Origin of the sequence: Treponema medium, from assembly GCF_017161265.1 — a bacterium.
GTDB classification, from domain to species: Bacteria; Spirochaetota; Spirochaetia; order Treponematales; family Treponemataceae; genus Treponema; species Treponema medium.
Map to the genome: position 1 here is coordinate 205,764 of NZ_CP031393.1, position 26,928 is coordinate 232,691.

Genomic DNA, 26,928 nt, shown 5'->3' on the forward strand with positions numbered 1-26,928 from the left:
CGTAATACTGATATTCAAATAGTATAATCGGCTGTAAGATATTTTCCCCGCGCCGATTTTTTAATTCGCTCATGATAGAAAAAATTGACAACAACAGGCGGTGCATCATATTTCATTTCTCTACACATCCTCGGTGAATGATAGTTTTAGATCATTGTAATATACGAATAAATGTCATACTTGTTTAGTACTGCTATTGCACGGAAATCAATTTTTGAGTGAAGGTATTAAAACAGAAGAAAAAATGCTAAAGTGAGAGCATGAGGTGGGAAGAATTAGAAGATGCACTTGAAGTGCTTCAAAGCGAGCGGGAGTACGACGGATATTTTTGCAGCATAAAAGATGCGGTTATCATCGTTATTTTGGGAAGCCTCTGCGATCTGAAAAGCGTAAAGAAAATACATGCGTGGGCAACGAGTGAGCATGTAAAAGTGTTTCTTGAAAAAGAATTCGGTATAAAAAGAATACCGTGTTACTGGTGGCTGTTAAGTCTTTTGGCAATGGTAAGCCCTGAATCACTTAATCGGTGTATGAAAAACTGGGTAAGCTCATTGGTACCGCATCTTGCGGAAAAGCTTGAAGCGGAAGAAGAAGAGCAAAATAAGAAGAAGAAAAAAAGCTTGACGATTGCAATAGACGGGAAAGAAATCCGCTCGACAGGGAAAATGAAGAAGTATGACAGTCCGTTACACATTGTCAGCGCGCAGATAGGCGAACTAGGGCTCACTCTTGCGCAGGAAACAGTGCAATCAAAGAGTAACGAGATACCGGCGGTACAAGAGCTGATAAAGACACTTGAGATAGAAGGATGCATGGTAGTTGCCGATGCTTTAAACTGTCAAATACAGACTGCACAGGCAATTATCGATGCAAAAGCCGACTATTTATTAAGTGCGAAAGGTAATCAGAAAGAGTTGATGAACGATATAGCAGCGTATGTCCAAGATGAAAAACTACGTTCAACGATGGATAGCGTTACCCAAACGGAAAAAGGACACGGACGGATAGAAACGAGAAGTGCGTATACTACTGATGATGTTGAATGGCAGCCGGGAGGCAGGGTATGGCCGGCTGTTAAATGCATTGGAGTGGTGCATACACGATTTGAGACAGACAAAGGGGTAACGGAGCAATGGCACTATTATATTTCAAGTAAAGTGTTGAGTGCCGAGGAGCTTTTACATCATGCGAGAACTGAATGGTCGGTAGAATCGATGCACTGGTTGCTTGATGTTCATTTTGACGAAGATAAATGCAGGATTCAGAGTAAGAATATACAGCAGAATCTGAATATGCTCCATAAAGTAGCGCTTAATATCGTGCGCATATACAAGCGGGAAACTCAATCAAAACTGGCTTTGAACGGTATTATGTTCCGCGCGCTTATGAATCCTCACGACTTATTACCGCTTTTAGACAAAAATTGATTTCCGTGCTGCTATTGCCGTTAGCGGTATACCAGATTACACCGTAATTTCAATTTGATTATCTTCAATTGCGACAATACAACTTTCGTAATATCCGTCTCCGGTAGTCCGCGCCCCACTCACAACTTCAAAGCCTGCCTTTTTAAGTTTTTCAGTTAAGGCATCAACCGCATCTTTGCTTCCGACGGAAAATGCAATATGGATATAGCCTGTACGCGCAAGAGGTTTCTCACAATCAGCTACGTGAGGTTTTTTCATAATTTCCAGCCGTGCACCTTCATCAAAGGTGATAAAATATGAACGGAAATCTGTCGTTTTATTATGGTACTCGGCATTGGGGTGTCCGCCAAAATAGTCAACAAAAAAGTCTTTTGCTTTTTCCAAATCATTGACATACATGGCAATATGTTCAATCTTCATTTCAGGCTTCCGTAATTGTCATTGAGGTAATTATTTTTACTTCCTTTGTTGATAGGGTTTAACTTCGCTTACTACCATATTTTCTTCCGGTATTTATACGGTTTCGTTTTTTTCGAAATATTTTTTAACGAGGTTCTTTGTGATAAGCGCCCCTCCTATTCCGCCGATAACAGCGCAGCATAAAATAGCATACCATATCTTCCCATTGAATGCTACTTTGGCAAGTGACTGTGCATAAGTGAAACCTCTGCGTTTTTCCGCAAGGCTCATAAACCGGCTGTAATTAAAAAGCAATAGTATAGTCGGCGCAGACATATTCAGATTAAAAAATACAAAGGACAGCAAATACATCTTCTGCGATTTATAGTTACCCAAGAATAGAATCAACTCTGCCGTAAGCGCCGCTGCTAATGAAAAGAGTATCGCATATAAACTTTGATAACAGGTCGTAACCGTAAAAAGTACGCCAAATATCAAAGCCGTACCGAACTTATGTACTTTCAGCATGCAGTACATATACACCGTGCTGCACACCAAGCCAACGATCAGCGGCGCCATAAAATAGAGAATAGGCGAGATTGCGGCAGATCCTATCATAATAATCAGCAGCAGCACAATGTATATCGCACCGAATACACCTGTATAGATAAAATCCTTAATGCCCATTTTTTTATCTGATAAAGATGATGTTGTTGAAGTCATCGTTTTGTAACTCCTTATATTTGCATACGTAATAGCAGTATATAACAAAGCCGTCTATCGGAGTTCCACATCCGTTGCTTTACCGTTTCGTTCAGCAAAGTTATCCCCGTTTGCATTCGGTTCCTTAAACACCTTGAAGCGCACCTGCATTCCTTCCGTAATTTTTTTGCGGCGAGACGATTTAGTAAGGTTCGTAAGACCGAAGTAGAAATCGCCGTGATCAACGGTTTCGATGATTCCCCAGTTTCCCTTAAAACGTTTAATGGTACCGCTCAGCATATCGCTTTTTTGTTGTTCTTTCGCTTTAATCCAATGGTTGGGCGGAACCAGTTTATCGGTTGTCATTTCATATTGATCGGGAAAGGCTTCAAGAATTTCTCGTAAGGTATTATGGTTATATGATCGGGGATCAAATTCCGGCATACTCCGCCTGATAGATTTTCCCAAATCGGAAAGACTGACCCATCCGTCTTCCGTCATTCGTGAGTTTTTATAGGCATGGTTCAGCAATTTCTCCAGAGAATCGAAGGGGGAGTCTTGACTTTCCTCTTCAGGGGTTGCAGCGCTATCGAGATTTTCCAGATACTTAAATTCATTGCAGGCATTTACCCAAAGCGCCTTAGCGTTTTGTTTTCCAATACCGAGTACATAAAGGCCGTATTCCCGCAATTTAAGGGCAAGACTGTAGTAGTCTGAATCCGTCGAAACGATGCAAACAGCGTTAATGCTTTTATTGGTATTAGCCAACTCGATAGCATCCATGATAATGGTATTATCAGTTGCATTCGGACCGTTGCGGAATTGCTGCACCGGACGAATGGGAATTTTTTCAAGCCAATTTTTCCATCCGTTCATATTCGGTGTTGTCCAGTCGCCGTATAAACGCTTTATCAGTAATTCACCTTCCTTAGAAACCTCGGTGATGATAGATTCCAAAAAACTCGGCGGGATATTGTCACCGTCGATTAGCAATACATATTTTCTATCCATACCAACTATTGTATTCTTATTTGTATCTTTTGCAAGCATAAAAAAAGGGCATTCATACCCTAATGAATGCCCGAAATTTTTTAACTGTGGAATAGGGAAACACTGACTAATTCGAATGCGAATTAACCAGTGTTAATATTAAAATTTCTTGTTTCGTAATAAGTCTATATATTATAGGCAATTAAAGACTTATGAGAAACAAGAGGAAGTACTGATTAAATGCGCTCCTCGCTTTAATCAGCACTTCCATAGTTTAATTGAAAATAATCCTTAAGAGGAAGATAACGAACAATACCCATGTAATAAGCGGGATTTGCTTAAACTTACCGGTTACCGCCTTCAAAATAACATAGGACATGATACCGTAAACGATACCTTCGGCGATACTGTAGGCAAACGGCATCATAACGATTGTTAAGAATGCCGGAATACCTTCCGTAGGATCTGTGAAATCGATTTCGGCTGCGGCACTCAGCATCAGGAATCCGACAATGATAAGAGCCGGCGCAGTAGCTGCTGACGGGATTAATAAGAAAAGCGGTGAGAAAATCAACGCAATTAAGAAGAACACACCGGTTGTCAACGCTGTTAAACCGGTTCGTCCGCCGGCTGCTACACCGGAAGTACTTTCGACAAAGCTGGTAACCGTAGAGGTTCCCATCATAGCGCCGAAAACCGTACCGATAGCATCGGATAATAACGCTTGCTTTACTCGCGGAATGTCCCCGTCTTTGTCGACAAGCCCTGCACGGTTGGTAACACCGACTAAAGTACCGACCGTATCAAAAATATCGACAAAAAGGAACGAGAAGAATACTGTAAAGAACTGGAAACTGAATACATTGCTAAAATCAAAATTCCAGAAAACCGGAGCTGCCGGCACGCTTACGATTGACCAATTTTCCCAACCGCCAAACGGTACGGTAACCCCCATCGGAATACCGATTACGGTAGTAATCAAAATTCCAAGAAGAATTGATCCCGGAACACGCAGCACATACAAAACTGCGGTAATAACCAAGCCGATAATTCCTAATAGGGCGGGTCCCGAAGTAACGTTGCCGAGACCGACTAACGTTGCAGGGTTATCAACGATAATTTCCGCATTTTTCATACCGATTAAGGTGATGAAAAGTCCAATACCTGCTGCAACAGCTTTTTTCAGATTGATGGGGATTGATTCAACGATTGCTTCCCGTACATTGAAAAAAGACAGCAGAATAAACAGCAACCCTTCGAGGAATACTGCCGTTAATGCAGTAGCGGGTGAATACTTCATTCCGATAACGACGGTATACGTGAAGAAAGCATTTAACCCCATACCGGGAGCGAGTGCAACAGGCAGATTAGCGAGTACCGCCATCATCAAGGTTGCAATTGCCGCAGATAATGCGGTAGCCGTAAACACACTGCCGGGGTTTAAGCCCGCATCACTTAAAATGAGCGGGTTAACGGCAAGGATATACGCCATTGCAAGGAATGTTGTTAAGCCTGCAATGATTTCGGTACGCACATTTGTTTTGTGCGCTTGAAGCTGAAAGAGTTTTTCCATAAAGTAGCCTCCTTTTAGAATAAATGAGTACCAATCAGCGCTATTACCAGTGTAGCACGAAATGTTTGTTTCCGCAAGAAAATTTTTTTGCTTCTTGACTTTTTTTTAGGCTACCTTATTTATCTTTAGGATATGCGTCCGGTGCGGTACAGATTAACGATGCCATAAGTTAAGAAGACATCGCCTGCTGAACCTCTGCAAGCTGTTGTTTGCGTTTTTGCTTATGCGCATACATAGCGCTATCCGCTTGTGTAAAGTGCTGCATTAAGTCAGTATGATTGTTCTTTATCATCGAAGAACCCACTGAAATGGAAACCGCCCAAGATTTTTTTTGCTTTGTGCATAATGTTTCTATTTTTTTTATGATGGTTGCCGTATCCGTTCCGGTACAATGCGGTATAAAGGCAACAAATTCGTCCCCGCCTATGCGAAACAGCGTATTCGGCGTATTTATCGCTTGTTTGAGTATTGCAGCGCATGTTTGAATATAATCGTCGCCAGCGTTGTGTCCGAATGTGTCGTTGACCTTTTTAAGGTCGTCTATATCGGCGACAAGCAAAAGACAAGGCTTTACAGAATTTTGTACGATTGTTTCTTTCCGCAACTCAAAGCAGCTTCGGTTTAAACATCCACAAAGTGCATCGGTAAATGCATTTTGTTCAATTTTTTGTATAAGTTCACCTAACATACCGGCATCATACATAATAATGGTTGTTCCGACACTTTTATCGTTTTGAGGGTTTACAACTATCTTTTTATGACAAAGGAACACTTTTCCCGTTGCCCTGTGCTGCATGTACAGAGCATACTCGGTTTGCTCTCGAGACTGAATAGGTACAAAAAAACGGCTGCAAAACATATCGTCATACAACGAATACCGTTGAATGGGGATGTTTGCTTTAGTAAAAAATTGCATTGCAGCGGTATTTGCTTTAAGTAATTCGTTTTTTGTATTAAAGATGAGCACCGGTTGACTAAAACCTTGAAAGAAGTCCTTTCTGCCAAGATAGAGTCCTTTTTGATCCATATCCCGATAGGTTAAGAAATACAAAACATTAATACTGAACAAATGAGCGAATAGCGAAAGAAGCATTATCGGTTTCGTTTGACCAATAAACGTACCGATGATATTTATTACGGTAAAAATACAGACTGTAACCGTTATAGCGATAACTGCCTTGCGGTTTTTTACTTGAGGCGAAAACAGTCTGATAAAAAATAACATACACGACAGGGTGATTAACGCATAGCTGTACAAAACATGTATGTAGAACCAGTGGCCGTAAATAAACGGCTGAATACCAATATCGAATATTTCTGCTTCCGGATTTATACTAATAAAAAAGGAGTGCCGATTTGCCGTAATGCTTAATATACAGGTTATACAGGGAATAACCGCGATTAATCTACGATATAAAAGCGGAAAATTCGGTATACAGTAAGATTGGGCATAGTAAAATAAAAACAACGCTGAAAATGCGATACACATATAGATGGAACGAGTCATAATAAAACTTAACTGAAGCTCGTGCGTTTGTATCAAAAAAAAGCGTATTAAATTCCAAAAACCGATCATAGCGGCTAAGTAAGCGATGGACTTAAAAACAGGATTCCAGTTGCTTTTTTTTAATGAAGCTACCGCTATAATAAAGGCGGATGCCGCGTTAAGCATGCAAAAGGAATCAAAGACATCCGTTATATTTATATTCATAATATAAAAAATTATAAGGGCGATTTTTTGTGTTGTCAATCTTTTATTTTTTATATGGGAGTCTCTAAAAACCTAACCGAGTTTTTTAGAGGTTCCCTATTGCCATAGATAAAATTGATGAATAGCTTTTAGAAAAAAGAACCCAGCTATTAACAGTGCACCAATACCAAACACAGTGAAAAACCATGAGCCGGTATATAGCAAGAGCGTATATGCAATTAACATTACCAACAGCCGAATCGCAGCCTTCCGGTATTCGGTAATACTGCGGTAGATACCGACCAGCAAAAACGATGCTACAGCCAATACACAGACAATCCCGCTAAAGGAATAAAGGAGATAGCGATAAGAGCGGGAAAACGAGAAAAACGAAACCGTATGAATGGTATCGATTGGGATAACATGAGACAATGCGAAAGCGATAAAACACAACAAAAAAATAATAGAACCCGTTTCCCGCGTAAAAGTTTTATGAGCAAAGAGGCTTGATGTTAAAAGCGCCAAACAGGCTCCAAACCGGAAAAAGAAAATAATCCGTGCAATGGAAGCCATAAAAACAACCAATAACGAATATCGCACTTGCAACGGAAAAAGTAGTTGTAATGCTTCAACGGACAGTGCGAAAATAAACAAACTAAAAAACGAAATTTCCAGTGCATGGGTCTTTTCAAAAAGAAAGAAAACGCAAATAAGCAGTACCAACGCTATCAGTGGAAGTGCAGCGATACCGACCATGACTGCATAATTATTATAGGCAAAAAACGGAAGCCTTAATAACCGAAAAGTACTTTCAGGCGCTGTCGGCAGTTCTGCGAGTAAATTGTGCGCAACAATAGCAATACAGCAACTTACGCTTCCGACTACCATAAGCGCAGCAATACAGATACTGAAAATTAAAATTCTATTACGTCCGGCTATTGTCATAGAAGTCAGTATAGTTTGAAACCCGCTTCTCTGTCAAATATGTGCATACCCTATCGCGTATTTCAATTACTTAGAAGGGAAGCTCCAATGCTTTACCGTATAGCCGAAATCGGGCGTTGCGGGTAAAAAGTATCGGCGATAAGACCGATTATCAGGTGAATCCCAATTATCGTATAAGCCGAATTACAGATAATACTTTAAGTTCCGTAAAATGCAACGGTTGAGAGAATATCAATTCTCGAAACCTGTTTAATTCGTGCGCGGAACGCGTACATACAATCTGCGATGTTTGCGTAAGTAAACTCGACGTGTTTTTCAGCCGCGCTATTTCAGCGGCTGAAAATAAACCTTCCTTAAAATTGAACAACTGAACGAAGTGTCAACTTTGGAAGTTAAACTCGACGTGTTTTTCAGCCGCGCTATTTCAGCGGCTGAAAATAAACCTTCCTTAAAATTGAACAACTGAACGAAGTGTCAACTTTGGAAGTTGTTCAATTAGTACGCGATAGCGTACATATAATCTGCGATGTTTGCGTAAGCAAACTCGACGTGTTTTTCAGCCGCGCTATTTCAGCGGCTGAAAATAAACATTCCTTTTTTCTAGCAGCAGGGTAAACGCATCAGTTGAATAGAGCTGAATCGCGGGAAAATTGAGACTGTGAGACCATTTGAACCATCTTCGACTGTTGTACATCCGTGTACCTCTCAACCGATGTACGTCCATGTACATCGGTTGAGGACAAGTTTTGTTCCAAAACTTGTTTCTGACCTATCCCACGCCCATCCTTGGGCGCATTGAAGGCGAGATTTGTGCGTACACAAATCTCGCTGCTGTATTGAACCAGGGGATGTCTCAAAAGTTGGTTACTTTTTCGACACCCCCGCGAGTTTAAAATTAAGTCCTTATACAGTAATGACTTAATTTTAAACATCGCATCTAAATCTAAGGAAACTGTCCAAAAACTGAAGTTTTTGGACAGCCCCTCTGGTCGAACCGCCTCCATTATTCTGCGGGGACACGAAAACTGCACCTCCTTGTACAGTTTTCGTGTCAAGTTTTTGCTCAAGGCAAAAACTTGTGGCTGTATAGCATCACCGCCATCCGTGGCGGATATGAAAAACAACCAGATACGTTTACCCTGTCAATTATTTTTTCTTGACCATTTGCGATTCCGTTAGTATTTTCTATCTGTCAAATAAAGAATAAAACGGCAATTCGGCCGACAGGCAGATAAAGTGCCGGATAATTTGAGGAAAGGAATGACAAAAAAACACGGAAAAAAGCATGAGCAGGAGTGCGAAGCTCAGCCGACAGAGCAGAACGGTATGAACACGGACGCCGAAGCCGGTAAAAAAGCTGCAGATGCAAACCCGCACGGCAACAGCACGAAAAATGCCGAACAGCATGCGGGGCCAGAGCAGCAAACCGGCAATCAGGAGCATGAAAATGAGGCTGCCGGACAAACCGCTCTGGATACGGAAGCGTCAAAGGAAGCAAAGCAGGAACCGACCGATGCCGAAAAGCTCGCATCTTTGGAAGCAAAATGCAAGGAATTGCAGGATCAATATCTGCGCAAGGCGGCGGATTTCGATAACTACCGTAAGCGCATGATAAGGGAAAAGCAGGAGGCAATCGATTACGCAAACACGAATTTGATTTCCGACCTCTTGCTGATATTGGATGACTTTGACCGCGCAATCGAAGCGGGTAAAAAGGCCGGAGAAGAGAGCGCTGCTGCCTTTATGCAGGGTGTTGTAATGATCCGGAACGGCTTATCTTCGCTACTTGAGTCAAAGTACGGATTGCAGTATTACGAAGTACAGGGAAAGGTATTTAACCCCGACATTCACGAAGCCGTTGCAACAAATCCCTCGGCGGAGGTTACGGAACCGACTGTCGGAGCGGAACTGCAAAAAGGGTATAAATTGAAGGAACGGATTCTCCGTCCGGCAAAGGTCATGGTATTGATGCCTACACCGGCCGAGAAGAAATAAGAGGCTCTCGATCACGCTCTTTGCGCTTTTCGGAGCCGTCAATAAGACTATAAGATAGTACCCATATTGGGGTACATAAGAAGGAGTTTTTATTATGGGAAAGATTATCGGAATTGACTTAGGAACAACCAACTCTTGTGTTGCAATTATGGAAGGTGGCGAGCCTGTCGTTATCCCAAATGCCGAAGGAGGACGTACCACACCCTCTATCGTCGCATTCAAAAAAGATGAACGGATTGTCGGTCAGCCTGCTAAAAACCAGATGATTACCAATCCCGAAGGTACCATTTATTCGGTAAAACGCTTTATCGGTCATCGGTACAGCGAATTAACCGACGAATTAAAACGTGTTCCGTATAAAATCGTACCGCAGGGTGATGATGTCCGTATCGAAGTGGATGGCAAAAAATATTCGACGCAGGAAATTTCAGCGTTTATTCTGCAGAAAATGAAGAAAACCGCAGAAGACTATTTAGGCGAACCGGTAACCGAAGCGGTTATCACCGTTCCTGCATACTTTAACGACGCACAGCGCCAAGCAACAAAGGATGCCGGTAAAATCGCAGGATTGGATGTAAAGCGGATTATCAACGAACCGACAGCGGCTTCGCTTGCATTCGGCTTTAACAAGGATTCAAAAAAAGAGAAGGTTATTGCGGTCTACGACCTTGGCGGCGGTACCTTCGATATTTCGATTTTGGAATTGGGTGACGGCGTATTCGAGGTTAAATCGACCAATGGCGACACCCACTTGGGCGGCGATGACTTTGATAACCGCATTGTTGAGTGGCTCGAAAAAGAGTTTAAGGCAGATCAGGGTATCGACCTTTCACAGGATCGTATGGCGTTACAGCGTCTCCGCGAAGCGGCAGAAAAAGCAAAGATCGAGCTTTCCAGCCGTGCAGAAACGGAAATCAACCTTCCGTTCATCACCGCCGACGCAAACGGTCCCAAGCACTTGCAGAAAACGCTGACCCGTGCAAAGTTTGAGCAGATGACCGATGACCTTTTTGAACGCACGAAAGAACCGTGCCGCAAAGCCTTAAAGGACGCGGGGCTCGAACCGAATCAGATCGACGAAATCCTGCTGGTAGGCGGTTCTACCCGTATGCCGAAGGTTGCGCAGATTATCAAAGAAATTTTCGGTAAAGAAGGTTCAAAGGGTGTAAACCCCGACGAAGCGGTTGCGGTCGGCGCTGCTACTCAGGGCGGTATTTTGGGCGGCGATGTCAAAGACGTACTGTTGCTCGATGTTACCCCGCTTTCGCTCGGTATCGAAACGATGGGCGGCGTGTTCACTCCGTTGATCAATCGTAACACTACCATTCCTACCCGCAAGAGTCAGGTATTCTCTACTGCGGCTGACGGACAGACGGCGGTTTCCATCCATGTCTTGCAGGGTGAGCGCGGTATGGCAAGCCAGAACCGGACGCTCGGCAACTTCGACTTGGTCGGTATTCCTCCGGCTCCCCGCGGCGTTCCGCAGATTGAAGTTACCTTCGACATCGACGCGAACGGTATCGTGCATGTTTCCGCAAAAGACCTTGGAACCGGTAAAGAACAGCACATCCGCATCGAAAGTTCCAGCGGCTTGAGCGAAAGCGAAATTGACCGCATGGTGAAGGAAGCGGAAGCCAACGCCGAAAACGATAAGAAAGAGCGCGAAAGAGTTGAGGTTCGCAACGAAGCAGACTCGATGATCTATCAAACCGAAAAGACCTTAAAGGAAATGGGTGATAAGGTGAACGCCGCCGACAAGCAGCGTATTGAAGATGCTGTTGCAACCTTAAAGAAGGCTGTAGAAGGCGGAGATACTGCCGACATCAAGTCCAAGACTGAAGCGCTCCAGCAGGCTGCGTACAAGATTGCAGAAGAAATGTACAAGCAGCAGGGTGCCGGGGCAGGGGCGGCGGGATCTGCCGGATCCGGTGCAACAGGTGGCGCTGACGACAGCGGACCCACCAAAGGGACCGCCGACGACGTGGACTACGAAGTCGTAAAAGACGAAGATAAATAACTAAGAAGTTTTTCTTCTATGCGAAATTTTCTTGAATTTTTCTTGAAAATTTCGCATATTTTTTTTACAATAAGGGTAAGCGTAACAAATAAATAGAAACAAAGCGCAGACGGAGAGACTATTCTTGTTAAGAATAGACTTTCCGTTAGCCTTTTAGAAATAGGCTAGGCAGATACGAGGCATGAACAAAAATTACCCGCAGTCGTGCTTCTGCACGTCGAGGACTAATTTTTGTGGAATAACGAAGTAGATGCCCGCATATTTCTAAAAGGAAAGGTTGAGTAGCCTACAGGATTCTGCGGGATATACTAAAAAATTGTTTGCTGCGTTTACCCTAGACGGAGCTTATTTTGGCACAACGAGATTATTATGAGGTATTGGGTGTAGCAAAAACCGCTACTGCTGATGAAATAAAAAAAGCCTACCGTAAATTGGCAATTCAATATCACCCCGATAAAAACCCCGGAAATAAAGAAGCGGAAGAAAAATTTAAAGAGGCGACTGAAGCCTACGAAGTGCTTATTGACGATAAAAAACGCAGCGTCTATGATCAATACGGTTTTGATGGTGTTAAAAATATGGGCGGCGGTTTTGATCCGTCCGCATTCCAAGGTTTTGAAGACATCTTCGGCGGAGGAGGCGGTCTTTCCGACTTGTTCGAAAGCTTATTCGGCGGAGGAGGCTTTGGAGGATTCAGCGGGTTCGGTTCATCGAGCCGCGGTTCGGCACGAAGCGGTGGCCCTGCACGGGGAGCGAATCTTCGGTATGACTTGCAGATCGACTTTACCGACGCCGTATACGGCAAGAAGATTGAAATACAGTATTCACGCGATGAACATTGTACGGAGTGCAAAGGCTCCGGAAGCGCCGGCGGGGGCGGCAGAAAGATGTGCCCCGACTGCAAGGGTACCGGACAGGTACGGCAGAACACCGGCTTTTTCTCCATTGCAAGTACGTGCCGACGCTGCGGCGGCTCGGGTACCATTATCGAAAACCCGTGCAAAAAATGCGGCGGCTCCGGCTTAGAGCGGAAAAAGCAAAAAATTATCATCACGATTCCCGCCGGTGTCGAAGAAGGAAAGCGTATCACCATTCCCAAACAGGGGAATGCAGGTTCAGGCGGCGGCGATTACGGCGACCTCTACGTATTCATCTTTATTAAGCCACATCACTTATTTGAACGGCACGGGAATGACCTGTACTGTGTAATCCCCATCTCGATGACACAAGCCGCGCTCGGAGGAGAGATAACCGTAAAATCGCTGAATGATAAGCGCCTGACGGTAAAAATTCCCGCAGGCACACAACACGGCGATTCTATCAGAGTGCGTGGTGAAGGAGTTCCGGCTGCAAGCGGCAGAACCGGCGACCTCTATTTCAAGGTAATCATAAAAATACCAACGCGGATATCTTCCAGTGGCAAGAAACTATTAAGCGAATTTTCTGCAATGGAAGGGGAAAACACGGCGCCGGATATAGTGCCGCTGTCTAAGCTATAGGTAAATGCATCAGACCGTTTGGCATATAACCCCGCAAAATAAGCGGCTGTATCAGCAGAGTTTCACCGCTACGCGGTTCAAATGCTGCTCCAGCCGCTTATTTTGCGATATGTGTAGCACCTGTCTGATGCATTTACCTTGCTTACGGAAAAAAGGGGGTGAAATTTTATTCAAAATTTCCCCCCAAGGAAGGTAAACGCATCAGACTGTTTGTTGCGGTTGCCCGCAGAATAATGGGGCTATTTCGTCAGCCTTTTGAAAGAGACGGTGTAGATACGAGGCGCAAGCACAAATTAACCGCAGGCGTATCTTTGATACGTTGAGGATTAATTTGTGCGCAGTAACGAAGTAGATGCGCCGTATATTTCAAAAGGAAGTCTGATGCGTTTATTTTGCTTACGGAGAAAAAAAGTTCCGGAAGCCTTTTGAAATAGATAACGCAGTAGATACACCGTATATTGCCAAAAGGAGAGACCGAAATGAAAAAAAATTCCATAGTAATAAGCATTTTGTTTTGTCTGTGCTGCGCGGCGGCGTTGAGTGCGCAAGAGGCTTCCGATGACTTCGGCTTTGACAGCGAGGAGGAATCGAGCAGTGCTTTTTCGATTGATATTGGCGGAAAGCTTTCCCTCGGCGGCTCGTTTTATTTTAACGATTTTAAGACTTTTAAGGATGTACAACCCGGATCGCTGGTTGAGGGGAAGCTGCACGTTCACGCAACGGCGCCGATGACGGAAGCATATTTCGGTGTTAAGCTGAATGGTAAAACCCTCGCCCCCCTACTCGGTAAAACGCAGACCGTTTTTCCAGAAAAACCCCAGATCGCTCCGTGGATTGACGAAGCATATCTTAAAATACTCTTTGGTTCGGCTGTAATTACCGGCGGCATCCAAAAGATGAACTGGGGGCGGGCGGAAAGCTTAAGCGTTCTTGATATCGTCAATCCTCGCGACAAAACCGACCTTACGCTGATGTATGCCCCGCAGGAGATGAAAATTGCCCGCCCGCTCATATCCGCTGTCGTGTACCTTCCGTATGATCTCAAGCTGGAAGGCGTATATTTGCCGGTATTTGAAGGCAATCGCATCGTTACCGGAAAAACCGACCGCTGGTATTCGCAGCAATTTGACCGAATTGTGCAAACCGACCCATCGTTTTTTACCCGTCCAGTTAAAACGAATACCCTCGTATATTCGCAGGGCGGCGGGCGGCTTACGGCTGCTGTAGGAGGCAAACACGACTTCGGCATTCAGTATTTTTACGGTCGGCTGCCGGAGCTTGCGTTTGCAGCGGAACCGGCGGGAGGCGGCCTTTCCCCTGTAACCTTTACCGGTCTTTATAATCCCTATCACCATATCGGTATCGACTACGGTGTCGGGCTCGGCTCCGTATCACTCAGTGCGGAACTCGCCGCAAATATCACCTCGGATTTATCAGGCAATAATCCTTCCATATATAACCCGTCGCTTGCGTGGAACATCGGCGCGGTCTATTCCGCACCGCTCGGCTTTACCGTGAGTTTGACCGCAACGGAAAACATTCGGCTTCATCATAACAGAAGCGCTGCTCAAATCAACGATGTTGAATACGGCAAAAAAGCAACGGATACAAAACTTGCATTTTCCATATCGCAAACGCTCTTGCGTAATTCCTTGGAATGGAAGCTTGGCGCCATTGTCGGGCTTGAGGACGCAGACTTCTGTATTATGCCGGGTATTCACTGGCAGCTCGCAACCTTGCTTTTGGATTGTAACATCGGTATTTTCGGCGGTAAAAAGACCGGAAACCTTGGACAATTTTCTCGTAACAGCTTTATCAGGTTTACCGCCGCGTATGAGTTTTAACCGGCAATAGGGAGCTTTTAAAAACTGCAAACCTATTGTCTTGTTCTATCGGAAGGATAAATATGACGTATACTCAATGGTATGATTCTCCGCTGGGGAATATTTTGCTGGCAGCAGACAGCGCAGGTTTGACCGGCGTGTGGTTCAACGGCGAAAAGTTTTTTGCTCAGTATCTTGAAGAACAGCATGAAGAAAAAGAAACGCCGTTCTTACAGCAAACAAAACGATGGCTTGATGTCTATTTTTCCGGAAAAGAACCTGATTTTGCCGTGCCGTTTCATTTTAACGGAACAGACTTCCAAAATGCAGTGTGGAATATCCTCTGTACTATTCCATACGGGCATACAACTACCTACGGTGAAATAGCCAAGCAGATTGCCCGTCAGCGAGGTCTATCCCGTATGTCCGCACAAGCGGTGGGCGGCGCAGTCGGTCATAATGGAATTTCCATCATCGTACCCTGTCATCGCGTTATCGGAGCGAACGGCAACTTAACCGGCTATGCAGGCGGCCTTGATAAAAAAAGAGCATTGCTGACGTTGGAGAAAATTCTTTAAAATTGAACAAGTGAACAAAGTGTAGAGTCTTTGGCTCTATTCTGTAAAGAAACGTTTTATAATATCCGCTAAAGCGGATTACGAATCAACTTTGGAGATTGCTCAATTCGTACGTGATACGCGCACACGTAAATAAGCGCGATGTTACGGTAATGTGCAACATCCGTGTTGGCCATTACCTTGCGAGTTTTACAAAAATAGGATTTTTGTAAAACGTCGTTGCTGTTTTATGCGCCCGCCATCTATGGCGGTTCTGCTGAGCAAACTCGCAGTGTTTTTAAACGGTACTATCTGTGCCGCTTAAAATAAACAACCTCGACGCAGCGCATCGGGGTATAGCGACAGCGTACTAAACTCTCCGCACGAATAAACCTTGATATGTGCGATACAGGACAATGAACTCGTTATGCTTACCTCACTATCGGTCATAACGGGTCGGTTTATGAGAAGGGAAAATATGGATAAGATTTTTCAACAGGATTTAACCAAAGAAGAAAAAGTCGGCGGCATTTTTATTGTCAAGCTCTTGTTTAAAGCGCCGGTAACAATACCAGCTCGGGAACAGATGGAAGCGGTGATGCAAAAGCGCTTGGGAGATGCCGAATGTTTTTCGTACGATTCGGACACTGCTGTAGCACAATTTGCCGCCACTCGATATCGGGCGGAATTTAAGGATGGGGCGTATCCGCCCATGCTGATGATTGCTCCCGCCGCCTTTGATGAAAATACCATTGACGATTTTACCAAAAGCCAGATGTGGGACTGCGGAGACGATAAAGATGCTATTTTGTCCGAATGCCGATATGCACTCATCGGTACCGATATGCTGGCGGCGGCGCTTCCCGCATCGGAGCGAGCTGAACTCGATATGGATTTTACGGAGGCACTGGTCGAGCTTTTCCCTGACTGTACTGCCGTTTATTTTGAAAATTCGGGAAAACTTTTTACCGCAGAAACCATCCGCAACTATATGCTTCCCCGTGAAAACCGTTTTATTCAATTTGCCGTGAACGCCCGCTTTTTTACTATTCAAGGCGGCGAAGACATGCTTGTCGATACGCTCGGCATGAGCTTGTTGTTCTTACCCGACTTACAATATCATTTTCACGGACTTGATCCGAACCTGATGGTAAATCATGCATACAACACCGCGTTGTATCTTTTAATAAATGATAACCCCATAGAAACCGGCGACACTATCGGCGGCATAACGGACGGTTCAGCATCGCCTGAGCGATGGATATGCCGTTACGAAGAATCGCTTATCCAGCCTATACGCGAAGTCCTCGATATAGATACCGGTGTCTATGCTGCGGGTAACAGACATTATGAATAAAAAAAGAATTGAGGAGATTATTTTAAGCAATCCGCTAACACTAACTGCGCAAAAGTTTTTTGACAGTTTCCTTGATTTTAATTCTCTTCAAAATAATCCGAATCGATTCGTTTTATTGTGTAAACATCTTGTGTGCTTACCCCAAGATTATTTTCTATCATTAATTCCGTTAATTGCTTTCCGTCAAGTAGTATTATTTTTGCATCAATATCGGTAACATATTTCTTTGCTTCGTTTGTAAATGTTGAAGTAGTAATAAATATCCCCTTTTTTGCTTTTTTTCCTAACAATGCCCCTGCAAACTTTTGTATTTCGGGGCGACCGATAGTAACGCTATCCCATTTCTTTGCTTGAATGTAAATCACATCAAGTCCTAATTTATCTTCTTTAATAATGCCATCAATCCCTTCATCACCGGACTTTCCAACTACAGTGGCAGCTTCTTTGATTGAACCGCCGTATCCCATCTTAACCAATAAATCAATAACTAACTTTTCAAATTTTTGAGGACTGATATTTTTAATTGTAGACAATAACTCATTTGCTAATTCATTTTTTATACTGAGATAGCCGCTTTCAAGCAATTCATGTGGAGTAATACTTTGTTCAATGTTATGTTCAGTTTTATTATTTTCAGAATTGTCAGACCCTTTTGTCGACTGAAAGTCATTAAAAGCATCATATTCTTTGAGCATTTTAGTATTGATAAATGCAGGCTCCTTTTGCAAGAGCTTCTTTCCTTCTTCTGATATACGAAAATAACCTCTCTTGGTTTTGAGTAACAAACCTGCTTTTGTTAAATATGTTCTTGCCCATCCAATTCTATTATTAATAACAAATGCTGAGCCGCTTGGGAGCAATTCTTGTTTTTCTTTCTCAGTTAAATTAAATTGATTTATCAATACATCAGTAGCTTCTCTAAATAAATGTTCTTTACCGTCTTCAGCAATTTTCATAAGCGGTAGCATACACTCTTCATACGTTGGAATTGCCATTGTTTCCCTCCTAATGTGGTCGATATCAAGAAACGCTTTACGCTTGTTGCAGTACATCCAACCAAGCTAAATAGTCCCGTGCGCTCTGCTCTACCGCTTGCCGTGCAGCTTCGCTATATCCCGCGTTGCTGTCTATGAGCATACCATCAAAGATAAAAATGTTCTATACTGGCGATAGGAAACTGACGAGTATGAGACAGGTAGTAAAATGAAACTCTTAATCTACGGTGCAGGTGTAATCGGCAGTTTGTATGCCGCTGCGTTTGCTGAAGCAGGATATAACACCACGGTGTACGCGCGAGGGGAAAGGCTTAAAGCACTGAGAACCCTCGGTCTACAGTATGAGAAAAACGGCAACATCCACAGAGCAAATGTTACCGTTATCGGTACATTGGAAAATGATGATTGGTATGATTTTATTTTTCTAACGGTAAAGGAAAATCAGGTACATACGGCGTTACAAGAGTTGAAGCACAATATCAGCCCGAATATTGTTACAATGGTCAATACGCTTGAACCGTACGGTAATTGGGAACGTATTTGCGGAACAGGACGTATTATACCGGCATTTCCGGGTGCAGGCGGCAGTTATGAAAACGGCATCCTTAACGCGGACTTTACGCCGCGTATTATTCAAGTTACAACCTTTGCCGAAATCAATGGAAATAAATCCGAACGCTTGAAAAAACTTGCCGCTCTTTTTACCGCATCGAACATACCGCATGGGATTGTAAAAGATATGCACTGCTGGCAGCTCTGTCATCTGGCGATGGTTGTTCCGATTGCCGATGCGTATTATAAAGCAAAAAATCCGGAAACGGTTTGGAAAGAATCGAACATTATGTATGACACCGTATGGCAAATAAAAAAGAACCTTCAAACATTGTACCGTTTCGGCATAAAACTTTCACCGCCGAAGATGTATCTTTTAAGGCTTTTGCCCGTTCGGATATTACAGCATATTTTTACACTCATTTTCAAAAGCCGTTTCGGATATATGTTTATGTACCGGCACTCAATGAAAGCTCCCGATGAAATGAATCGGCTGCATGTACAATTATATCGGTATCTTTCTACGCAATAATGTTATACACTGCATCATGGATAACCGAGTTGGTGATTAATAAATCATCGATTTCTTGTCGCGGCTTATTCGATAGATTGGTTACCTTACCGCCCGCTTCGCTGACAATCAACTTACCGGCGCAGGAACTTAAGCCCATTGACGGCTTGACGTTAATCATCGCTTCGCTTTTGCCGGTTGCAAGCCAGATAAGCTCATAGACCGTACAAACAATTATCCGTATGCCGCGTACATGCGGCTGCAATTTTTGTATAAGGTCGAGTACTTTTCCGCTGTATTCGGCATTATAGCTCGAGGTTAAGCAAATACTGACAATCGATTCGTCAAGCCGCGAACGCTGCGACACCCGCAGTTTCACAGTGCCGCAGTACGCACCCTCTCCTTTGATTGCGTAGTAAATAGCGTTATTCGGCCAATCGAATATGATACCGAAAATCGTTTCTTTATTTTTCCGCAAGGCGAGCGTTGTGCCGAACATTGGAATACCGGCAGCAAAATTCACCGTACCGTCAATCGGATCGATAAGCCATTCGTACGGACTTTCCCCGCGGTTTTCGCCGTATTCTTCGCCGATAAACGTATGCTCGGGAAAGCGTTGCCGGATGCCTTCTACAATTGCTTGTTCCATAAACCGGTCGGTAAACGTGGCAATATCGTTCAATTCTTTTTTTTCAATTCCTTGAACACTATACCGTGATGCTTCCCGATAGGCTCCCGTTACCAGCGGAACCAAATAATCGTAGAGGTGATGTAATGTTTCTGACGTCATGCTGCTATCCATTAAACTGTAAGTGTGAACCCCTAAAAACTAACCTTGAGTTTTAGAGATGCCCAAGTGACCCATCGCAATATTTGCTTCGGTTTCTTTATCGAAGAGGATGATGGAGTTGCCGGAAAAATCGAATGAGACTTTTTTATCAATGTCATAATCGACACTGCCGAACACAACGGAAGTAAGAATGGTGCCGTGTGAATTGATCTTAACGGTTGTTTCCATGCCCGCAGGTAAGGTTGAAAAGACGGTTCCCTCTGCGCTTCCGTGTTCGCTTATCTGCACATATTCAGGACGAATGCCGAGAATAACGCTTTTTTCTTCAAACGGGAGCGGCGTATCGCTGACAAACTCCGCCTGCAATCCGCAAAATTGAATGGTACCCTTACGGTATTCCGCCTCGATAAAATTCATCGTAGGATTACCGATAAAGTCGCCGACAAATATACACGACGGCTTATTGTACATCTCAAGCGGAGCGGCGTATTGCTTTAACAGTCCCTTTTCCATAATGCAGACCTTCGTAGAAAGCGTCATCGCTTCCAACTGATCATGCGTAACATACACAAATGTGGAATCGGTAGTGCTGTGCAGCCGTTTCAGTTCAACCCGTATTTCCGTCCTCAGCTTTGCATCAAGGTTTGACAGCGGCTCATCCATAAATAAAATTTTTGGATTGGGAGCAAGCGTTCGCGCAATGGCAACCCGCTGCTGTTGACCGCCTGAAAGCTCACTCGGATATCTTTTTTCAAATTGCTCGATTTTCAGCAAGGCAAGCAGCTCCGCCACCCGTTCTCTGATGCGCCGGCTATCCCACTTTAAGTTTTGCAAGCCGAATGCAATATTTTGATACACCGTCATGTGCGGCCACAACGCATAGTTTTGAAACAAAAAGCCGACATTCCGTTTTGACGGCGGCACATTGATTCCTTTCTCCGAATCGAAGACGGGTGTGCCGTCGATAATAATCTTTCCCGATGTAGGCGTTTCCAGTCCCGCAATCATCCGGAGCGTTGTCGTTTTTCCGCAACCGGAAGGACCAAGCAGCGTTACAAATGCACGGTCGTCTATTGTCATATTGAGGTTATCAACGCCGACAAATTTTCCCCATTGCTTTGTCACCTGTTCCAATATAATCTCAGACATCTTATTTTCCTCCTATGCCTTTCGTAACGCTTGCGCCTGTCAATTTATTCACCACCCAGTTGATAAGCAGCACGATAATGACAATCAATAAGTTTAACGCATTGCCGTACTGAGAATATCCTTTTTCGTTGTAATACATCAGCAGGGTTGTTGTAATGAAATTGCTATCCACAATCAAAAGCACGAACAAAGACAGTTCGCGCATACACGAGATAAACGGCAAAAGATATCCCGACAAGAAACTCGGTTTTTGAATCGGAAAGATAATTTTCAGCATCCGTTTCCACCACGGCGTATTGGTTAAAATTGTGGCTTCTTCTATTTCACCTGACAGCTGCAGCATCGCGCCTGTAGCGGACTTCGTTGCAAAAGGCATATATTTAATAGCACCGACTAACACGAGCAGAAAAAACGACCCGTATAAAAACGACCAGTTAACCGACAGGGCAAGGTACGCCATACCGAACGCCATCGAAGGAATAAGATACGGAATAAACGCGAGTGTGCTCACGATTTTTGATAGCTTGGAATGCCGTTTGTTTACAACCGCATAGCCGACCAACAGTCCGCACGTACCGGCAATCAGTGCGCAGGCAAGTGAGAGCAGTAAGCTATGCCACAGCGCACTCCATACATGCGCATTGACCAAAATACCGCCTTCCCAGTTATAGTATTGCGCTTGCAGAGCTTGCGAATTGGGATCACCGATCCAGAAATTAAACGACATATTGCCGAGTGTATAATTACCGGCGCTTTTCAGTACCGATTCCAGTGCAAAGGTGATCATCGGCAGAATGGAGATAGCGAAGACGATAAGAAGACCTGCTGCTGCAAGCGGCCGCCGCGCTGCTTTCAAATTGATGAATGATACTTGCGAACTCTTGCCGGTTACCGTTGTGTATGACTTTCGTTTTCCGGTAAACAGGTTGTTGATGCCCAGTACGAATAACCCTAATACTACCAGCACGATACCGACGGCATAGCCTTGCGCCGGATATGCCTGATTAAAATAGGTCATCGAGGTAGTTAACGTCATAAAGCCGATAGGAGTACCGAGAAAAACGGGTACGGCATACACGCTTACGGAACTGGCGAACACCAGCAAAAACGTATTCATCATCGCGGGCGCTACAATCGGTAAGGTAATCTTTGTAAGGATTCTCCAGCGCGGCGTTTTTAGAATGGTTGCCGCTTCTTCAAGGTTGGCATCCATGTTTTTCAGAATACCGCCGATCAAAATATAGGCAAACGGCGCATAGTGAATACCGAGCGTCATCCCAATAGGGAACCGTCCGTAGACAAACCACTCCGGCGCATAGATATGGAACAACGAAGCGATAATGCCATTGGCACTGCATCCGTGCACCGTTACATTAGCAAACATATTGTGCCAAAAAAGCGCAATCGTCCACGACGGCATAATGTACGGAAATAAAAGCAACGCCGATATCGGTTTTTTCAGCGGGATATTCGTCCGGTTGATAAACCATGCAAATACTCCGCCGATAACAATCGCAACTGCGGACGCAATCAACGCCATGGAGATTGAGTTAAACAGCGGAACGTAAAAGTAATTTTTACTGTAGTTATACTCCGACGTGAGTAAAAGCGATTTCCATCCGCTGAGCGATATGCTTCCCGCCGGCTCTCCATGAAATAAAGCCTCTCGTAAATGTACGGTAAAACTTTCGATAATCATCGAAATGAGCGGGAAGATAGTCGTTACACCGAGTAAAATGAGCGCAACGGTAAGAATGATATTTGAGGGCTGAGAGAAAAACGCTTTTAACTTGTTGCCGGCCCTCTTCACGGTAAGTGTCATAGGTTTCATATATATACAAGATACAAACCGAATCAATTATACCCTTCAAGAAGTTTGACAATCGATGCCCAATCGGATTTTATATCGGCATAATTTTCCAGTACAAATCCGTCGAGTAACGAATCTATGTCCTGTTGTACCGTGTTATTTGTAGAATATACCCCATTCCCTTCCTGATAGGTTGCAATGCCTTCTGCGGTTGACAGATAGTTAATAAAGAGCATCGCCGTATACGGACGGTCGGTTGATTTTTGCAATCTGTGTATAAAATTTATAAAATATGAAAGGAGATGGTTTTTCAATACTCTTGTGGCTTATCTTGCTGCCTTAAACTATTTGCGGCGGGGCTTCGGGAGGCTGGTAGAAAGCCTCGTGTTTTACGGCGCGATACATCGGAGATGCTTCTTCACGAATAAAAAAAGGCGCCGCAAAACTTTTACAGCGCCTTTCATAACAAAGCCGCTTGTCTCCAACCGGAAGCAAGCGGCTTGTTTTTATCGTTACATCACTGAATACCTCTAACAATCTCGTTTGATCGTTAGAGGTTTTCTCTATTCAGTATCCGCTTAGAACGGGCGATCGGCCAGATACTTATACTCCTGCCAGCGCCGCTTTGCCTTCGCAACCGCTTTATCAAGCAGCATTTGAGCACGTTCGGGGTTTGCATTCTTTAACGACTTGAAGCGTACTTCTTTGTACATAAAGTCTGCAAGGTTAAAGTCCGGCTCTTTGCTGTCAAGCTGGAAGGGGTTCTTGCCTTGATCCGTTAAGCGCGGGTCGTAGCGGTACAACGGCCACAGACCGCAGGTAACAGCCTCTTTCTGGTTCGACATACCCTTCGTCATGTTGATACCGTGGTTGATACAATGGCTATATGCGATGATGATCGAAGGCCCGTCATAGCTTTCAGCTTCACGGAACGCCTTGATAACCTGCGACATATTTGCACCCATGGAAACCTGCGCAACATACACATAGCCGTAGCTCATCGCCATCATACCGAGGTCTTTTTTGCTGGTCTCCTTACCGGATGCGGCGAATTTTGCGATAGCGCCGATCTGCGTTGCCTTTGACATCTGACCGCCGGTGTTGGAATACACTTCCGTGTCGAGTACCAGTACGTTGATGTTTCTACCGGAAGCAAGCACGTGATCCAAGCCGCCGTAACCGATATCATACGCCCAGCCGTCACCGCCGAGTATCCATACGGAACGCTTAACAAAGTGATCGGTCAAGGACAACAGTTCTTTTGCGAGCGGGTCGGAAGATTTTTCCAATTCTTTTTTCAGCTCATCGACAAAGACGCGCTGCTCGTCGATTGCCGCATCATCAGCCTGCGTATTGCTCAGTACCTTATCGATAGCGGCAACGGCAACACCCTTCTCTTTGAGTTTTCCGGCAACTTCGCGCGCGTATTCCGCAAGCTTATCGCTGGTTAAGCGCATACCGTAACCGAATTCGGCAGCATCTTCAAAGAGGGAGTTCGACCATACCGGCCCTCGTCCGTCCGCGCGTTTTGCATACGGAGTTGTAGGGAGGTTACCGCCGTAAATGGAAGAACAACCGGTTGCGTTTGCAATAACGGCACGATCACCGAAAAGTCGCGACAGAACACCGATATAGGGAGTTTCACCGCAACCTGCACAAGCGCCGGAGAACTCGAAGAGCGGGCGGCGCATACCGATACCTTTCGGCTGGCTCAAGTTGACCTTGCGCGTATCGGGGTCGGAAAGGCTCATAAAGAACTTCCAATTTTCCGATTCAACAGCACGGTGCTCGACAAAGCCTTCCATATTAATCGCTCTAATCGCCGGATTTTCCTTAGACTTTGCAGGACACTGCTCCACACAGATACCGCATCCCGTACAATCTTCGGGAGAAACCTGAATGGTAAAGAGGGAATTATCGAATTCCTTGCCCTTATACGGTATAGAACGGAATGCGGAAGGCGCATGGTCGATATTGGATTTGTCGTAGACCTTCATTCTGATAGCAGCATGAGGACACACAACGGTACACTGACCGCACTGAATACAGAGTTCGCTCTTCCAAATCGGGATATGCTCTGCAATCGCACGTTTTTCATACTGAGTAGTTGCAGTCGGGAAGGTACCGTCTGCCGGAATTTCACTTACCTTTACCTCATCGCCTTCGTTGATAGCGATTTTACCCAATACCTTGCGGACAAACTCCGGCGCATCGGCACTCATTGCAGCATGGCGTGAAAGTTTACTGGTTGCCTCTTTGGGGTAGGTAACCTGTTCAACACCTTCAAGCGCCATATCGATGGTTTTGATGTTCTTCTGAACGATTTCCGGCCCTTTCTTGCCGTAGGATTTTTCGATAAATTTCTTAATCAGCGCTACCGCTTCGTCCTCCGGCAGAATACCGAAAATCTTAAAGAATGCGGTCTGCATAACGACGTTGATACGGTTGCCCATACCCGCTTTTTCCGCAATCTTGACACCGTCGATAACGTAGAACTTCGCTTCTTTCGCGATAAGGTCTTTCTGCACTTCTATCGGCAGATGCTCCCATACTTCATCCTTATTCCAGTGACTGTTTAACAGGAAAGTACCACCTTTTTTAAGGCTCTTGAGCATATCGTACGTTTCAAGGAAGGTGAATTTATGGCACGCAATAAAGTCCGCCTGTCCGACAAGGTAGGGTTTGCGAATCTTTTTCTTTCCGAAGCGCAGGTGCGATGTGGTAATCGATCCGGACTTCTTGGAATCATACACAAAATAGGCTTGTGCGTTGTTGTCGGTCGCTTCACCGATAATTTTGATGGAGTTCTTGTTGGCGCCGACCGTACCGTCCGAGCCGAGTCCGTAGAACATAGCCTGATGCATACCGGAATCGTCAACATGGAAGTGATGGTCGTAGGCAAGGCTTACATGCGTTACGTCGTCTTCGATACCGACGGCAAAGTTGCTCTTCTTTTCTCCTTCCATATTATCGAATACGGCTTTCACCATTGCCGGGGTGAATTCTTTTGAACCCATACCGTAGCGGCCGCCGAGGATAACGGGATAGTGAGTAAAGGGGCATTTCTTTGCAGCCTGCATTTCGCCGATTGCAGTGCGTACATCTTCATAGAGCGCTTCACCGAGCGAACCGGGTTCTTTCGAGCGGTCGAGTACGGTGATATTCTGTACGGAAGCGGGCAATGCTTTTACAAAGGCTTCCGCGCTGAAGGGGCGGTATAAGCGTACTTTGAGTAAGCCGTACTTTTTACCTTGGCTATTCAGATAGTCTACGGTTTCTTCTACCGTATCAGCGCCGGAACCCATCAAAATGATGACCGATTCCGCATTGGGATCGCCGTAATAGTCGAATAAGTGATAAGCGCGTCCGGTTAAGGTCGCGTATTTATCCATAACCCGCTGAACGATTTCGGGGGTTGCCAGATAGTATTTATTAACCGCTTCGCGCGCTTGGAAGTATACGTCGGGGTTCTGAGCGGTTCCGCGAATCATCGGTTTTTCCGGCGTTAAGCCGCGGAGACGGTGTGCGCGTACCAGATCGTCATTGACCATCTGACGCATCACATCCTGCGAAACTTCTTCAATCTTCTGAATTTCGTGAGAGGTTCTAAAGCCGTCGAAGAAGTGGAGAAACGGAACGCGCGCTTCGAGCGTCGCAGTATGAGCGATAATCGCGAGATCCATAACTTCCTGTACGGAGTTTGAAGCCAGCATTGCCCAACCGGTTTGGCGGCATGCCATAACGTCCTGATGGTCACCGAAGATGGAGAGTGCGCTAGTTGCCAGAGCACGGGCTGCAACGTGGAATACCGTGCTGGTAAGCTCACCGGCAATTTTGTACATATTGGGGATCATCAGTAAGAGACCCTGTGATGCGGTAAAGGTTGAAGAGAGCGCTCCCGTGGTTAATGCACCGTGAACAGCTCCGGAAGCTCCTCCTTCGGATTGCAATTCGACAACTTGCGGCACGGTTCCCCAGATATTAGTCTTTCCATGGGCGGAATACTCATCGGCAACTTCCCCCATCGGGCTTGACGGCGTGATAGGATAAATTGCGATAACTTCGCTGAGCGCATGCGCAACGTGACCGGCGGCAGTATTACCGTCAATCATTACGAGTTTTTTTTCAGGCATAGTATCGTCCTTCT

20 protein-coding genes and 1 pseudogene are annotated in these 26,928 nt (G+C 44.8%); 8 read left to right on the plus strand and 13 right to left on the minus strand.

Translation table 11 applies throughout. The annotated features are described in order from the left end of the window. The first annotated feature begins 260 nt into the window (after nucleotides 1-260). A complete protein-coding gene (locus tag DWB79_RS00935; protein ID WP_016522120.1) occupies nucleotides 261-1,427 on the plus strand; it encodes an ISAs1 family transposase in 1,167 nt (388 codons plus the stop codon). 36 nt (nucleotides 1,428-1,463) lie between these two features. Here the strand turns inward: DWB79_RS00935 and DWB79_RS00940 are convergent, their stop codons facing one another. The 6 genes from DWB79_RS00940 to DWB79_RS00965 all read right to left on the minus strand — a co-directional run bounded on the left by DWB79_RS00940 (nucleotide 1,464) and on the right by DWB79_RS00965 (nucleotide 7,726). Continuing rightward, nucleotides 1,464-1,847, minus strand: a complete 384-nt coding sequence (locus DWB79_RS00940) for a VOC family protein (protein WP_016522188.1) — start codon at nucleotides 1,845-1,847, stop codon at nucleotides 1,464-1,466. 93 nt (nucleotides 1,848-1,940) lie between these two features. Next, entirely contained in the window at nucleotides 1,941-2,549 is a 609-nt protein-coding gene (locus DWB79_RS00945; RefSeq protein WP_016522189.1) for an MptD family putative ECF transporter S component, read from the minus strand. Nucleotides 2,550-2,603: 54 nt separating this feature from the next. Beyond that, nucleotides 2,604-3,539 carry an NYN domain-containing protein gene (locus DWB79_RS00950; protein ID WP_206181028.1) on the minus strand — a complete coding sequence of 312 codons (936 nt, stop codon included), beginning with the start codon at nucleotides 3,537-3,539 and terminating at the stop codon, nucleotides 2,604-2,606. Nucleotides 3,540-3,792: 253 nt separating this feature from the next. After that, entirely contained in the window at nucleotides 3,793-5,091 is a 1,299-nt protein-coding gene (locus DWB79_RS00955; protein ID WP_016522191.1) for an NCS2 family permease, read from the minus strand. Nucleotides 5,092-5,260: 169 nt separating this feature from the next. Beyond that, a complete protein-coding gene (locus DWB79_RS00960) occupies nucleotides 5,261-6,802 on the minus strand; it encodes a histidine kinase N-terminal 7TM domain-containing diguanylate cyclase (protein ID WP_016522192.1) in 1,542 nt (513 codons plus the stop codon). Nucleotides 6,803-6,898: 96 nt separating this feature from the next. Then, a complete protein-coding gene (locus DWB79_RS00965; RefSeq protein ID WP_016522193.1) occupies nucleotides 6,899-7,726 on the minus strand; it encodes a hypothetical protein in 828 nt (275 codons plus the stop codon). A gap of 1,260 nt (nucleotides 7,727-8,986) precedes the next feature. Between DWB79_RS00965 and grpE the strand changes: the two genes are divergently transcribed. The 6 genes from grpE (at nucleotide 8,987) to DWB79_RS00995 (ending at nucleotide 16,974) form a co-directional block, all read left to right on the plus strand. Next, nucleotides 8,987-9,721: a nucleotide exchange factor GrpE gene (grpE, locus tag DWB79_RS00970; protein WP_016522194.1), complete on the plus strand. Its 735-nt coding sequence runs from the start codon at nucleotides 8,987-8,989 to the stop codon at nucleotides 9,719-9,721. A gap of 94 nt (nucleotides 9,722-9,815) precedes the next feature. Further along, nucleotides 9,816-11,738 (plus strand): molecular chaperone DnaK, encoded by a 1,923-nt coding sequence (gene dnaK, locus DWB79_RS00975; RefSeq protein ID WP_016522195.1) that lies wholly within the window; start codon nucleotides 9,816-9,818, stop codon nucleotides 11,736-11,738. Nucleotides 11,739-12,088: 350 nt separating this feature from the next. Beyond that, nucleotides 12,089-13,237: a molecular chaperone DnaJ gene (gene dnaJ, locus DWB79_RS00980; RefSeq protein ID WP_016522196.1), complete on the plus strand. Its 1,149-nt coding sequence runs from the start codon at nucleotides 12,089-12,091 to the stop codon at nucleotides 13,235-13,237. A 479-nt stretch (nucleotides 13,238-13,716) separates the two neighbouring features. Further along, nucleotides 13,717-15,081 (plus strand): hypothetical protein, encoded by a 1,365-nt coding sequence (locus DWB79_RS00985; protein ID WP_016522197.1) that lies wholly within the window; start codon nucleotides 13,717-13,719, stop codon nucleotides 15,079-15,081. A 62-nt stretch (nucleotides 15,082-15,143) separates the two neighbouring features. Next, nucleotides 15,144-15,638 carry a methylated-DNA--[protein]-cysteine S-methyltransferase gene (locus DWB79_RS00990; protein WP_016522198.1) on the plus strand — a complete coding sequence of 165 codons (495 nt, stop codon included), beginning with the start codon at nucleotides 15,144-15,146 and terminating at the stop codon, nucleotides 15,636-15,638. A 457-nt stretch (nucleotides 15,639-16,095) separates the two neighbouring features. Next, the gene (locus DWB79_RS00995) at nucleotides 16,096-16,974 is read left to right on the plus strand and encodes a DUF4261 domain-containing protein (RefSeq protein WP_016522199.1); all 879 of its coding nucleotides are present in this window, start codon (nucleotides 16,096-16,098) and stop codon (nucleotides 16,972-16,974) included. A 77-nt stretch (nucleotides 16,975-17,051) separates the two neighbouring features. On the opposite strand, the gene DWB79_RS01000 is transcribed toward DWB79_RS00995, so the two are convergent. Beyond that, the gene (locus tag DWB79_RS01000; protein ID WP_016522200.1) at nucleotides 17,052-17,969 is read right to left on the minus strand and encodes a restriction endonuclease; all 918 of its coding nucleotides are present in this window, start codon (nucleotides 17,967-17,969) and stop codon (nucleotides 17,052-17,054) included. A gap of 37 nt (nucleotides 17,970-18,006) precedes the next feature. Then, nucleotides 18,007-18,105: pseudogene (locus tag DWB79_RS12230) on the minus strand (NAD(P)H-dependent oxidoreductase); the annotation flags it as partial. A 72-nt stretch (nucleotides 18,106-18,177) separates the two neighbouring features. On the opposite strand from DWB79_RS12230, the gene DWB79_RS01010 reads away from it, so the two are divergent. Further along, nucleotides 18,178-19,053, plus strand: a complete 876-nt coding sequence (locus tag DWB79_RS01010) for a ketopantoate reductase family protein (protein ID WP_016522201.1) — start codon at nucleotides 18,178-18,180, stop codon at nucleotides 19,051-19,053. Here the strand turns inward: DWB79_RS01010 and DWB79_RS01015 are convergent. From DWB79_RS01015 to nifJ, 5 genes are all read right to left on the minus strand, one after another. After that, the gene (locus DWB79_RS01015) at nucleotides 19,043-19,822 is read right to left on the minus strand and encodes an inositol monophosphatase family protein (RefSeq protein WP_016522202.1); all 780 of its coding nucleotides are present in this window, start codon (nucleotides 19,820-19,822) and stop codon (nucleotides 19,043-19,045) included. The two genes, DWB79_RS01010 and DWB79_RS01015, sit on opposite strands and share 11 nt — an antisense overlap. A 39-nt stretch (nucleotides 19,823-19,861) precedes the next feature. Beyond that, complete coding sequence (locus tag DWB79_RS01020) at nucleotides 19,862-20,971, minus strand: ABC transporter ATP-binding protein (protein WP_016522203.1); 1,110 nt, start codon at nucleotides 20,969-20,971, stop codon at nucleotides 19,862-19,864. A 1-nt stretch (nucleotide 20,972) separates the two neighbouring features. Next, on the minus strand, nucleotides 20,973-22,802 hold the full coding sequence (locus tag DWB79_RS01025) for an ABC transporter permease (RefSeq protein ID WP_016522204.1): 1,830 nt from the start codon (nucleotides 22,800-22,802) through the stop codon (nucleotides 20,973-20,975). A 23-nt stretch (nucleotides 22,803-22,825) separates the two neighbouring features. Continuing rightward, complete coding sequence (locus DWB79_RS01030) at nucleotides 22,826-23,050, minus strand: hypothetical protein (RefSeq protein WP_016522205.1); 225 nt, start codon at nucleotides 23,048-23,050, stop codon at nucleotides 22,826-22,828. Between the two features lie 309 nt (nucleotides 23,051-23,359). Continuing rightward, nucleotides 23,360-26,914, minus strand: a complete 3,555-nt coding sequence (gene nifJ, locus DWB79_RS01035; RefSeq protein ID WP_016522206.1) for a pyruvate:ferredoxin (flavodoxin) oxidoreductase — start codon at nucleotides 26,912-26,914, stop codon at nucleotides 23,360-23,362. Nucleotides 26,915-26,928: the final 14 nt, after the last annotated feature.

Coding starts and splice junctions, on each gene's coding strand:
- DWB79_RS00965 (WP_016522193.1), bottom strand. CDS start 7,726: ATGACAATAGCCGGACGTAATAGAATTTTAATTTTCAGTATCTGTATT.
- DWB79_RS00955 (WP_016522191.1), bottom strand. CDS start 5,091: ATGGAAAAACTCTTTCAGCTTCAAGCGCACAAAACAAATGTGCGTACC.
- DWB79_RS01010 (WP_016522201.1), top strand. CDS start 18,178: ATGAAACTCTTAATCTACGGTGCAGGTGTAATCGGCAGTTTGTATGCC.
- DWB79_RS01025 (WP_016522204.1), bottom strand. CDS start 22,802: ATGAAACCTATGACACTTACCGTGAAGAGGGCCGGCAACAAGTTAAAA.
- DWB79_RS00940 (WP_016522188.1), bottom strand. CDS start 1,847: ATGAAGATTGAACATATTGCCATGTATGTCAATGATTTGGAAAAAGCA.
- DWB79_RS00960 (WP_016522192.1), bottom strand. CDS start 6,802: ATGAATATAAATATAACGGATGTCTTTGATTCCTTTTGCATGCTTAAC.
- DWB79_RS00945 (WP_016522189.1), bottom strand. CDS start 2,549: ATGACTTCAACAACATCATCTTTATCAGATAAAAAAATGGGCATTAAG.
- DWB79_RS00935 (WP_016522120.1), top strand. CDS start 261: ATGAGGTGGGAAGAATTAGAAGATGCACTTGAAGTGCTTCAAAGCGAG.
- DWB79_RS01020 (WP_016522203.1), bottom strand. CDS start 20,971: ATGTCTGAGATTATATTGGAACAGGTGACAAAGCAATGGGGAAAATTT.
- DWB79_RS01015 (WP_016522202.1), bottom strand. CDS start 19,822: ATGACGTCAGAAACATTACATCACCTCTACGATTATTTGGTTCCGCTG.
- nifJ (WP_016522206.1), bottom strand. CDS start 26,914: ATGCCTGAAAAAAAACTCGTAATGATTGACGGTAATACTGCCGCCGGT.
- DWB79_RS00985 (WP_016522197.1), top strand. CDS start 13,717: ATGAAAAAAAATTCCATAGTAATAAGCATTTTGTTTTGTCTGTGCTGC.
- DWB79_RS01000 (WP_016522200.1), bottom strand. CDS start 17,969: ATGGCAATTCCAACGTATGAAGAGTGTATGCTACCGCTTATGAAAATT.
- dnaK (WP_016522195.1), top strand. CDS start 9,816: ATGGGAAAGATTATCGGAATTGACTTAGGAACAACCAACTCTTGTGTT.
- DWB79_RS00990 (WP_016522198.1), top strand. CDS start 15,144: ATGACGTATACTCAATGGTATGATTCTCCGCTGGGGAATATTTTGCTG.
- DWB79_RS00950 (WP_206181028.1), bottom strand. CDS start 3,539: ATGGATAGAAAATATGTATTGCTAATCGACGGTGACAATATCCCGCCG.
- DWB79_RS00995 (WP_016522199.1), top strand. CDS start 16,096: ATGGATAAGATTTTTCAACAGGATTTAACCAAAGAAGAAAAAGTCGGC.
- grpE (WP_016522194.1), top strand. CDS start 8,987: ATGACAAAAAAACACGGAAAAAAGCATGAGCAGGAGTGCGAAGCTCAG.